This is a genomic window from Sphingobacterium alkalisoli (assembly GCF_005049105.1).
Taxonomy (GTDB): domain Bacteria; phylum Bacteroidota; class Bacteroidia; order Sphingobacteriales; family Sphingobacteriaceae; genus Sphingobacterium; species Sphingobacterium alkalisoli.
Genome location: NZ_SUKA01000002.1, coordinates 807,505 through 819,401, shown reverse-complemented (window position 1 = coordinate 819,401; position 11,897 = coordinate 807,505). Strand labels below are relative to the sequence as shown.

10 protein-coding genes and 1 tRNA gene are annotated in these 11,897 nt (G+C 38.1%); 5 read left to right on the top strand and 6 right to left on the bottom strand.

What is annotated here, in order from left to right:
• The first annotated feature begins 1,064 nt into the window (after window positions 1-1,064).
• Window positions 1,065-2,189 (top strand): Gfo/Idh/MocA family protein, encoded by a 1,125-nt coding sequence (locus tag FAZ19_RS09120; RefSeq protein ID WP_136820389.1) that lies wholly within the window; start codon window positions 1,065-1,067, stop codon window positions 2,187-2,189.
• Between the two features lie 98 nt (window positions 2,190-2,287).
• On the opposite strand, the gene FAZ19_RS09115 is transcribed toward FAZ19_RS09120, so the two are convergent.
• The gene (locus FAZ19_RS09115; RefSeq protein WP_136820388.1) at window positions 2,288-3,352 is read right to left on the bottom strand and encodes an AI-2E family transporter; all 1,065 of its coding nucleotides are present in this window, start codon (window positions 3,350-3,352) and stop codon (window positions 2,288-2,290) included.
• On the bottom strand, window positions 3,349-3,582 hold the full coding sequence (locus FAZ19_RS09110; protein WP_136820387.1) for a 4a-hydroxytetrahydrobiopterin dehydratase: 234 nt from the start codon (window positions 3,580-3,582) through the stop codon (window positions 3,349-3,351). The genes FAZ19_RS09115 and FAZ19_RS09110 overlap by 4 nt, the downstream gene beginning before the upstream one ends.
• A gap of 289 nt (window positions 3,583-3,871) precedes the next feature.
• Between FAZ19_RS09110 and FAZ19_RS09105 the strand changes: the two genes are divergently transcribed.
• The 4 genes from FAZ19_RS09105 (at window position 3,872) to FAZ19_RS09090 (ending at window position 5,585) form a co-directional block, all read left to right on the top strand.
• The gene (locus FAZ19_RS09105; protein WP_169305614.1) at window positions 3,872-4,612 is read left to right on the top strand and encodes a DinB family protein; all 741 of its coding nucleotides are present in this window, start codon (window positions 3,872-3,874) and stop codon (window positions 4,610-4,612) included.
• Between the two features lie 21 nt (window positions 4,613-4,633).
• A complete protein-coding gene (locus FAZ19_RS09100) occupies window positions 4,634-5,080 on the top strand; it encodes an SRPBCC family protein (RefSeq protein ID WP_136820385.1) in 447 nt (148 codons plus the stop codon).
• Window positions 5,081-5,222: 142 nt separating this feature from the next.
• Entirely contained in the window at window positions 5,223-5,447 is a 225-nt protein-coding gene (locus FAZ19_RS09095) for a VF530 family protein (protein ID WP_136820384.1), read from the top strand.
• 64 nt (window positions 5,448-5,511) lie between these two features.
• A tRNA-Pro gene (locus tag FAZ19_RS09090) sits at window positions 5,512-5,585 on the top strand.
• 64 nt (window positions 5,586-5,649) lie between these two features.
• On the opposite strand, the gene FAZ19_RS09085 is transcribed toward FAZ19_RS09090, so the two are convergent.
• The 4 genes from FAZ19_RS09085 to nusA all read right to left on the bottom strand — a co-directional run bounded on the left by FAZ19_RS09085 (window position 5,650) and on the right by nusA (window position 11,896).
• Window positions 5,650-6,096: a DoxX family protein gene (locus FAZ19_RS09085; RefSeq protein WP_136820383.1), complete on the bottom strand. Its 447-nt coding sequence runs from the start codon at window positions 6,094-6,096 to the stop codon at window positions 5,650-5,652.
• 251 nt (window positions 6,097-6,347) lie between these two features.
• Window positions 6,348-7,391, bottom strand: a complete 1,044-nt coding sequence (locus FAZ19_RS09080) for a ferredoxin--NADP reductase (protein ID WP_136820382.1) — start codon at window positions 7,389-7,391, stop codon at window positions 6,348-6,350.
• 111 nt (window positions 7,392-7,502) lie between these two features.
• The gene (gene infB / locus FAZ19_RS09075; protein ID WP_136820381.1) at window positions 7,503-10,556 is read right to left on the bottom strand and encodes a translation initiation factor IF-2; all 3,054 of its coding nucleotides are present in this window, start codon (window positions 10,554-10,556) and stop codon (window positions 7,503-7,505) included.
• Between the two features lie 101 nt (window positions 10,557-10,657).
• The gene (nusA, locus tag FAZ19_RS09070; RefSeq protein ID WP_136820380.1) at window positions 10,658-11,896 is read right to left on the bottom strand and encodes a transcription termination factor NusA; all 1,239 of its coding nucleotides are present in this window, start codon (window positions 11,894-11,896) and stop codon (window positions 10,658-10,660) included.
• Window position 11,897 lies beyond the last annotated feature (1 nt).

Here is an 11,897-nt window from a genome sequence, read left to right as displayed (position 1 = left end):
TTAAAACTTATTAGTGTCTTAAATATAACGATGCTCAGGTTCGACGTCTATTTAAGTTATAAGTTTTTCTATCCGGTTTAGTTCGTCCAATTGAACCATTAGATCGCTCACAAGAAAAAACACCTAAGTTTGTAATAAAATAAACTATGAGCAACTTGAAAAAACAACAAAAACTTATCATACGCTTATTATTGCTTATAATACCGATTGTTTTGATTACCGCCTGGTTTCTTCACGACGGCGGAATTTTATCCGGATACAACTTTTTGTATTATTGGATCTGGATCATTGGATTTCTAACTGTGTTCGACGCCATTTTAATTGCGATAATCCTCTATAAAAATATAAATAGAAAGAATACTCGTGAGGATAATCGGATATTTTATATTTGCACATTACTTTTAACAGGTTCACTCTTGTATTTCTTAATTAATCTAAACTAGTTTCAGAAAAACTAGTCTAAAAAAAACACTACCACTCCAAAACAACAGACTCACCTAATAGAATGAGTAAATATTCAAAAACAGACACCTAAATAAGAATAAAAAATATAAAAACCTCATTAAATCATATTTATTTTAAGTTATTTTATACAATAAAATTTAAAAAAAATATCGAATTAAAGCGCATTACACATTGTTTTAGTCTTTTCTTCAAAAAAAGTAAAAATTATTTTTGGTAAGTGTACAAAATACACTACCTTTGTTTTAGGTTTATAATTGGTTAGTAAAGGTCTTCAGTCTCCCCGGCTGAAGGCCTTTCATTTTGTCACCCATTTATTAAACGGAGTACTTCGGTCTATGAATGATGCTAATACCCCAAAAGAAAGCATAACCAAAGTCATTTAATGGCACCTAACATTTTGTTATTTAAATTGTTAGAATTGGTTAACACCTGCATACATAGTATTAAAAAAGTTTTTATAAAATTACTATAGAAGAAGGAAAATATTTAAATTTGATTTGTGCGATATTACCGCAAAGTAAAGACAATTAATCTGATACCAATGAAAACTATGTTTCCAACATTTTGTTATATCAAAAACTATATGTAAACCAACAAATATGAGTACTTCACGTCGTCGCTTTCTTCAAAAATTAGCGTTATCAGCTATAACATTACCTATTTTGCCTTCCTATGCCATCTCACAAACCAATAGCAGGACGGCGCCTCATACGCAAAAACCTGTTTTACGTGTCGCTCTTATGGGATTAGGAGGATACGCTCAGCTAGTTGCAAATTCCATGCAATCATGCACGAGGGCTAAAATTACAGCGCTGATTAGTGGTACTCCTTCCAAATTAGAAGAATGGGGTAATAAATATAACGTACCAAAACATTCCCGTTATAATTATGAAAACTTCGACGACATCAAGGATAATCCTGAAATCGATGCAGTATATGTCATTACACCAAATTCACTCCATCACAGCCAAGTCATTCGGGTAGCCAAGGCGGGTAAACATGCCATTTGCGAAAAGCCAATGGCCATCAATGCAAAACAAGGGCAAGAAATGGTAGATGCCTGCGCGGCCGCGGGTGTAAAGTTATTGATCGGTTATCGCATGCGCTTCGAACCGAATACACTTGAAGTCGTCCGCATGAGAAATGATGGTGAGTTCGGAAATATTAAATTTTTTCAGGGTCTAGCTGGATTTCGAATTGGAGATCCAAACCAATGGCGTCTCAATAAAGAATTGGCCGGCGGAGGTTCGCTTATGGATATCGGTATTTATGCCATAAATGGTGCCCGATATATGGTCGGCGAGGATCCGGTGTGGGTAACGGCACAAGAGACGAAAACTGATCCTATCAAATTTAAAGAAGGAGTAGATGAAACTATTCAATTTCAGCTGGGTTTCTCCAATGGCACAGTAGCATCTTGTTTATCCACCTATAATATGGGTTTCCTAGATCGATTCTTTCTAAATGGTGAAAAGGGCTTTGCGGAAATGAGACCTTCAATCGGATATGGCCCGATAAAAGGTCGTACAAACAAAGGTGAGCTAAACCATCCTCATATACCACACCAAACCATTCAAATGGATGAGATGGCGGGTATCATACTCGACGGAAAAAAACCTATTTTACCGGTGGATGGTAACGTTGGTCTGCAAGACATCAAGATCATAGAGGCGATATACCGCGCCTGTGCAACGGGCGAGCGACAAGAATTACATCTTACTTAGGCATCTGAACATGGAAGGTACTTTGACTTTTGTCTCTTTAACACTCTGATCAAAAAAGGATAAAGTAATAACTATAAGTATCCTCCATTCTTAAAAGGTTATGTATCTCCAATTAAATAACCATAAGGCTTCAACGGATCTACGTTATCAAAAATTACTTTAAGGATACCGAGTATTGGTATAAATAAGATCATTCCAGCCACACCCCACACCATACCTCCCAAGAGGAGCACCATTATGGTAAATAAGGGACCCAGCCGAACTTTGCCGCCAGTAATATTCGGTGTAAGTACATAGCTATCCAATTGCTGGACAACCGTAAAGAATACAGTCACGATGACAGGAAGCGTAAGTGTATCTCTTGTGATCAACGTATAAAGAACTACTATTATTCCCCCTGCTACAGACCCGATATAAGGAATTACATTGATCAGTGCCGCAACAATAGCAAAAAATAAGGCATTTTCGACACCTATGATGGTCAGTCCGATAAAATAGATAATTGAAAGTATAAATACAACTAAAAAGACTCCGCCTACATATAGACTAGATATTTGTGTAATTTCGTCAACAATAAACTTGGTGTGAGCCACTTCACCTGTTCCAGCATACTTATTTACCAATTGGAGAACAAAATTCTTAATCCGACTCCTATAAATCAAGATTAAAATTGTGTATACGGTGACAATTAGCATGTTACCTAATATGTAAACGATCGAAAAAAATGCGCCGCTAACAACTTTACCCGCTGAATCAGACCATTCCGAAACCTGACGCTGTAGATACTCTTTTTGCTTTACCTTTGAAACGTTGAAATGTTCGGAGATGAACGCATGTCCATTATCAAGCATTGTATTTAATCGATCTCCTAAAACCGCCATACCTGTACCTAAATTGATGAGCTCATTTATCAAGACATAAACAACTGTACTAATGAGCAGAAGCGTCAACAATACTGTAATTGACGCTGCTAAAGCTCGTTTTATCCCCCATTTTTCGAGCTTAACACATACAGGGACCAATAGCATGGCTATCAGACCGCTTACCGCGATGGGAACTAAAAATGCTTTTGCAAAATGGAGAATAAAAAAAATCAGCACAAGCAACAATAACACTTGATTGATCCCCCCTAAAACTGTGAACTTCGTCTTATCGGCATTCATGACAATAAATTGTTTATTGCTTCTGCGAGCTGGAGATCTTTATCCGTCACCTGGTTGCCGGCCTGGTGCGTAGTCAACCAAATCTCTACCCTTTTGTATTCATTTTTCCAGATAGGATGATGGTTTTGCGATTCTGCGAGCATAGCTACACGCACCATAAAAGCAAATGCTTCCGAAAAATCGTTAAAGTTAAAACACCTATACAATTTGTTATCTAACTCGTTCCACATGATAAATGATTTTAAAGTCAGAACAATGAATCTGGTCTAATTGTTTTAGAACCTAGCCCCCTATTACACATTCCCGTCCTTAAGCAGATACGAATAAATGGGTGAAATTTTTCAGTTCCTGATGTATCCGCCATCTAACTTCATTTTTTCTTATCATATGTCAAGTTTTTTTAAAAAAAATAACACTAATATTGATATCAATTCTACAATCATAGGCGTGATGATGGAAATTGGAATTTAATACAGAATAAAGACACCTATTGTAATCACATCAATAAAATAAATGAATATGATAATCTTAAAAAAAATTATAGTTGTGCTCGGTATTATAGCAGTTCACCATTTCTTCGCAATGGCCTTCTTATACGAAAACAATTTAAAGGCACGAGTAATTGCCAGTAATGAAACGAAATTAAAAAAAGAAGCTGACCTCATTCTTCCCGACTTTGGGTATAAATCCAACGAGAATAGTAGTCGTATAATAACATCGAACGATAACAATATAGATTCTTTAATTCGATTTTTCAACCAAACTACAGAAAATCTAAAAAACGCGATTTCGGGACTTAGTGAAAATCAGTTACAATACAAGCCGAATGAAGAAAAATGGTCCATAAGCCAATGCTTAGAACATATCATATTGTCCGAAAAGATGCTGTTCGAAATGGCAAAAAAAGAATTAGATAAACCTGCTCAACCCAGCCGGAGAGCAGACGTACAACAAACAGACGAAAATCTGATCAATATTATTGCAGACCGCGGTCAAAAATTCAAGGCACCAAAGGAATTACAACCTTCTGGAAAGTACAGCAGCGCTGATGCTGCAATAACAGATTTAATAAAAGCTAGACAGCCTGTATTAGCATATATACAGAATGCGAATATTGATGACCTACGCGACCACGTAAACGACTATCCTACGGGAACTGTGGACGGATATCAGAACCTCTTGTTTATAGCAGCGCATTGTGCTAGACATATCAAACAAATACAAGAAATAAAGACAGACCCAAATTTTCCTAAAAAATAGATTATCAAACAAATAGAGAAGATGAAAACATTGACATATAATATCGACATTCAAGCTCCTGCATCAAAGGTTTTCAATACCATGCTGGAAAGAGAAACTTACAGACAATGGACGTCCGAATTTAATCCTACCTCCGACTTCAAGGGCGGGTGGAATAAGGGTGATAAGATATATTTTATATCAACTGACGAAACTGGGAAATGTGAAGGAATGATCGCTGAAATTGCAGAGCATGTACCGGATGAATACATCTCTATTCGTCACTACGGCATGTTGCATAACGACATGGAGATTACGGAGGGACCGGCCATAGAAGGTTGGGCTGGTGCACTAGAAAATTACACATTTAGAGAACATAACGGCGTTACAACCCTTACCATAGCGGTAGATACGAATGACGAATACATAGCATATTTTGAGGAAGCTTGGCCTAAAGCATTAAAGCATTTGAAGGATATCTGCGAATAGACGATGTCAGATTTTCCTTTCATACGCTAACCTACCTTTACCCGCAGACAAAGTCTGAGTGGAGATCCTAGACAGGAAATTATTTTCTGTCCTTCGTTTCATTCTTTATCAAGAGTAGTAGTATTTTTAGTATTTTTATCCAATGCAAGAACAACTCAACAATCCTTTACATGGCAAAAGGCTTGACGCTATCATTGAATACCTTGTCGACCATTATGGAGGATGGAAAGGGTTAGGTAGGCAAATAAGTATTAAGTGTTTTAATGAAAACCCAAGCTTGAAATCTTCACTTACCTTTCTGAGAAAAACACCTTGGGCACGTCAAAAAGTCGAAGAGCTGTATATACAGGTCATCAATAAAAAATAATCAATTGTACTAAAGTTTTAAGGATATTTTTTTATTTCTGTTTTTTATTCTATTTTTGCATTATCGGGATGTAGCGTAGCCAGGTATCGCGCCAGCATGGGGTGCTGGAGGTCGTAGGTTCAAATCCTGCCATCCCGACAACTATATTAAACTTTTAAAATAATAGCTTGACAACTGCAAAAACCTAGATTTATAACCCTTTTTATATCTTACGTAAATAACCCGGTTTACGCATCGCATGGTCTAAAGAATATTTTCCAGATCCGACAATTAAAAACAATACCAACAGCAGCAACACTACTAAAGCTAACCAAAACTCCGAGTTCAGAAAACTAAAGCCATTGGTTATATTAACAAAGAAAACTGCTCCGATCAAAATGGGAACCTGTACTAATACGGCCAGGCGTGTGACCAATCCAAAAGCAATAAATATGCCTCCAACCAGATGAGCAAAAGCAACATAATGCACTGCCCCCCATATCGATAGTTGAAAATTAGTCAACGCAATTAACTTGGCTACGGCATCCGTATCTGAAATAAAACTTATTCCTTTGAAAAAGATCAAGATACCCAAAGCAATCCTCAAATAGTCAAGCCATCGCGGATGATGAGTATCTCCCCAGTGCTCTATCTTATACAGTAGATTCATAACAACCTCCTTTTTAATTGGTTATATTAATTACTTATCTAACGCAAAAAAAAGGTTTATTATTATAGGATCTCTAATTATCTTAACCGAGAACTTTTCTTAATCTGCTCATTTACCTTCCAAAAATTCTTGCTATCGCCTTCCTTTAGTCGTTGGGAAATATGCATACGAAATAGTATGCCATCATTTTATTTTTTCATCCCATTAAAAAAATCATCCGATTATAATCAGTGTGCCCTCTTGATAAATCACTAAATAACTTCGATTGTTGTTCCATTTGAAAGAGGATGTGAAGTACAGATCAAGCACCTTCCATTTTCCACCTCCCGATCTGTAAGTATCTCATTATATTCCATACGTACTGCCCCCTCAATAACTTGAGAGATACAAGTGCTACACATTCCAGACTTACAGGAGTATGGCAATTTTATTTTATGCTCTAAGCCCACGTCGAGAATTGTCTTGTTATACGGAATAGTTAAATCATATTTTTGTCCCCCGAACTTCAATTTTATATCATAACTTGACTTGTCTACCAGTTCTTCCTCTTTTTCATCTTCGTCTTCCTCCTCTTCTGGGAAATGAAAAGTTTCGCGTTTTATCGTATTATCTGGAAATCCCATGCCAAGTAAGGTGAAACGACACAAATCCATATAAAAAACAGGGCCACAGGTATAGAACACGGTTTCTATTCCATCGCTAAGATTGGCTTGAACGAGATCAATAATATAGTCCCTATTGAGTCGGGCACGTATCAAATTTTTGGCATTGGACCAAATAAATTCTATCTTCAAACGCTCTGGATATTTTTTTTGCCAGACCAACAACTCTTCATAAAAAATCGTGTTTTGCTGCGCAGTATTGCTATATATCAGGATTACCTTGCTCTTCTTCTCAGTCGTTAATACCGTTTTCAGAATAGAATATAAAGGTGTAATTCCTACTCCGGCGGCAAAAAGAAAGATAGTTTTAGGAATATTCTGCCGGGGTTCGTATGCGAACAATCCTTGGGGGTCCATTACATTAATGATATCTCCCACCTTAATCTTATGATGCAGTAAACGAGAAATTTCGCCATTATCGACCCGTTTTACCGTGATTTCGGGTTTTTCACTTAACGCAGGAGAGCTACTAAAAGAATATGATCTCCGCACTTCTCGATCTCCAAACAAAAATGACAGGGTCAAAAACTGACCTGCTTTGTAAGTTGGGAAAGTGTTATTAATATCATCAAAGCGAATGGTAATATTATGATTGGGTTGTTGAATAATTTCAGACACTCTAAACTTATGCATGTTTTAAAGATAAAGTCTTCGTAAAGAATAATCAAATAAATAAATGCTATGGGATATAAAAAATCCTGACACTAAGGCCAGGATTTCACTATATTACTGTTTGTAAATCTATTATAATTTACGTTTTACTTCTACCTGTTCGTATGCTTCGACGATATCCCCTACTTGAATCTCATTGTATCGATCGATATTCAGACCACATTCGTATCCAAAGGAAACTTCTTTAACGTCATCCTTAAAGCGTTTTAACGAAGCTAATTTACCGGTATGAATTACTACGCCTTCGCGAATAATTCGGATATCGTTGTTACGATTGATTTTACCACTTAACACCATACAACCCGCAATTGTACCGACTTTAGAGATTTTAAATGTTTCGCGGATCTCAACCTCTGCAACAATTTTCTCTTCAAATTTCGGAGCCAACATACCTTCCATCGCAGATTTAATCTCTTCGATTGCATCGTAAATGATGGAGTAAAGACGAATATCGATCTGCTCACCTTCGGCTAATTTACGTGCACCTTGTGAAGGACGAACCTGGAAACCAATAATAATTGCATCTGATGCAGACGCTAACAATACATCGGACTCAGAAATCGCACCCACAGATTTGTGAATAATATTCACTTGGATTTCGTCAGTAGATAATTTCAATAACGAATCGGATAACGCTTCAATAGAACCATCCACATCACCTTTAACGATGATATTAAGTTCCTTAAAGTTACCAATGGCCAAACGACGACCAATTTCATCCAAGGTAATGTGCTTCGTTGCACGCATGCCCTGTTCACGTTGCAGTTGAAGACGCTTATTTGCCATTTGACGAGCTTCTGATTCACTCTCCATAACATATATCTTATCTCCTGCAGTCGGCGCACCAGCCATACCCAGAATCTGTACTGGTTGAGATGGTCCTGCTTCTTTCACCCGTTCGCCGCGTTCATTGGTTAAAGCTTTCACCTTACCAGAGTGTGAACCTGCTAATATAGGATCTCCCACACGGAGCGTACCTCCCTGGACTAATACCGTGGTAACGATACCCCGCCCCTTATCTAAAGCTGCTTCAATAACCGAACCGACAGCACGTTTTGTTGGATCCGCCTTAAGATCGAGTAATTCCGCTTCCAACAGCACTTTTTCTAATAAAAGTTCGACATTTAAACCTGTCTTGGCTGAAATCTCTTGTGCCTGATATTTACCGCCCCACTCTTCCACTAGAATATTCATTGCTGATAATTGCTCACGCACACGATCTGCATTCGCTCCTGGTTTATCCACTTTTGTGAATGCAAATACTATAGGGACTCCTGCCGCCTGTGCATGATTAATTGCCTCCTTTGTCTGAGGCATCACCGCGTCATCCGCTGCGACAACGATGATAACAATATCTGTTACTTTAGCACCACGTGCGCGCATCGCTGTAAAGGCTTCGTGCCCTGGAGTATCTAAAAATGTTATCTTTCGCCCATCTTCTAATTTGACTGCATATGCACCAATATGTTGCGTAATACCACCGGCTTCACCTCCCGTTACATTTGCCTTACGGATATAATCCAACAATGATGTCTTACCGTGGTCAACATGTCCCATTACAGTCACAATTGGCGCACGAGAGATTAAATTTGCTTCAGTATTGGGTTCTTCCAGTTCTGCAACTTCTTCATCCTCTGGCTTGATAAACTCAACTTTATAGCCAAATTCATCGGCCACAATAGTCAATGTCTCCGCATCCAATCGCTGGTTGATTGATACAAACATACCCAAGCTCATGCATGTACCTATAATTTGTGTAACTGGAACATCCATCAGATTCGCCAATTCGTTAGCCGTAACAAACTCAGTTACTTTTAACACTTTGGACATCATCTCTTGTTCCAATGCAGCCTCTTCTGCAGACGTCGCTATATCATCACGTTTCTGACGGCGCAATTTGGCTCGTTGTGCAAATTTGCCCGATTTACCTGCCCCACTTAAACGGGCGAGTGTTGCTTTGATTTGATCCTGAATCTCTTTTTCTGATAATTCTTCTTTTGGAGCGTCTTGTCTTCCTCTATTCTGGAAACTTGGACGCCCTTTACCAGGATGATTCCCTCCTGGACCTCCAGGTCTGCTATGGTTTCTATTATCTGGACGTGGCGCTCCACCCGGTGCATTTGTATTGCTGCCGGGACCTCTATTATGACCACCTTGCCCTTGTTGCTGGTTGTTTTGATCATTTGGAGATACCGGTGTATTCGGTTTATTGGTACGCTTCCGTTTACGTTTGTTGTCATTGTTCACATTAGAAGAAGACGCTACTGGCTTTTCCTTAGGCTTAAAAGTAGGTAATACAATCTTACCAATAACCTTCGGTCCTTCTAATTTTTCGGAGCGAGCACGGATTACGTCGTCCTGAGGCTTCGCCGGAGTTTCTGTCTTTGTAGCAGGTGTAACGACGGTCTTGGGCTCTTCCGGTTTTTCCTCCAATTTCACAGGAGCTAGCGTTGGTTCTTCTTTTTTCGGCAGTTCTACTTTTGGAGTTTCCTTCTTTGGCTCTTCTACTATAGCTTTTTCTACTCTGGGCGTTTCAAGTTTAGGAGTTTCAACTTTAGGCGTTTCAACTTTCGATTCCTCTTCTTTCGGCTCTTCTTTAACAAGCTTTGGTTCCTCTTTCTTCTCTTCGATTTTCTCAGGCTGAGAAGCTTTTTCTGGATTAGCTATTTCTTCTTCTTTCTTTTTAGATTTACTTCTATTCAAGCTATCTAAATCAATTTTACCTACTACTTTAAGATGATTTCCAGAATCTTCTTCTTTTGCAGGTTCGGATTTAACCGGAGATTCGGGGGCAGCACTGGCTACGTTCTTGATTAAGATTTCTCTAACCTCTTTTGTATCTTCATTCTCAAAGGAATTGGAATCCAAAGAAGGCACACTTCCTCCTGTTGAAGGTGATTCATCGCGACGAATTTTGCCAATGATAATCTGTTTAGCTTCGTCTTTTACGATTTTATCCCCTCGGAATTCATGCAAAAGAACATTGTACATATCCGAAGATAATTTAGTGTTAGGTTTTGATTCTACTTCAAACCCTTTTTTTGCCAAATATTCCACGGCAGTCCCAATACCTATATTAAGTTCTTTTGCTGCTTTGAGTAAGTTTATACTTTTACCTTCTGTCATCTATTATTAACCTCTAAAAATTTTAGTCTTTACAAAAATATGTTTTTTTTACACGCAAATAACAAATATTTACATTTTGTTTTGGTGATACAAACGCAACATTATTCAAACTCCGATTGTAATATGCGTACTATCTCTTGAATAGTATCTTCTTCTAAATCGGTACGACGAACCAACTCTTCATGAGACAATGTTAAAACAGATTTCGCACTGTCCAATCCAACTCGTTTTAATTCATCAATAATCCAACTATCGATTTCATCTGCAAATTCTTCGATATCCACATCTTCCTCAATTTCATCGTTTTCACGATATACATCAATCTCATAACCTGTCAATTTTCCAGCCAACTTGATGTTATGACCACCGCGTCCAATTGCTAGAGAAACCTGATCGGGTTTTAAATACACTGCAGCAGCTTTGCCATCTTCATCAATTTTGATGGACGATATACGAGCCGGACTCAATGCACGCGTAATATAAAGCGAATGGTTGGTTGTAAAATTAATTACGTCGATATTCTCGTTCCGCAGTTCGCGGACAATACCGTGGATACGAGAACCTTTCATACCTACACAAGCACCTACTGGATCTATGCGGTCATCATACGATTCAACTGCAACCTTAGCCCGTTCTCCTGGTTCTCGAACGATTTTCTTAATCGTAATCAAACCATCAAAAATCTCAGGAACCTCTAATTCAAACAAACGTTGCAAGAACTCTGGTGCAGTACGTGAAATAATAATCTTAGGATTACTATTCATCATATCTACCTTAGAAACTACTGCACGAATACTATCTCCTTTTTTGAAATAATCTGCCGGAATTTGTTCCGTTTTTGGAAGAATAAGTTCATTTCCATCCTCATCCAGCACTAAAATTTCTTTTTTCCAGATTTGATACACTTCCCCTATTACCAATTCGCCTTCACGGTCTTTATACTTCTTAAATACTTCGTCTTTTTCTAACTCCAATACTTTGGAAACCAACGTCTGACGAGCAGCTAGAATGGCACGACGTCCAAAGCTTTCCAATGTAATCTGCTCGATATAATCATCGCCTACCTCTAAGTCTGGGTCGTATTGATGCGCTTCTGCAAGTTCAATTTCAAGATCATCATCCTCAGAAAACCCATCTTCCATTACAACACGGGTTCTCCAAATTTCCAAATCCCCATTATCTGGATTTACAATAACGTCTACGTTTTCATCTGTACCAAAACGTTTACGAATCATACTACGAAATACTTCTTCAAGCACTGTGATTACCGTCGGACGGTCAATATTTTTGAACTCTTTAAACTCCTGAAAAGAGTCAATCAAATTGATATTGCTGCTCATT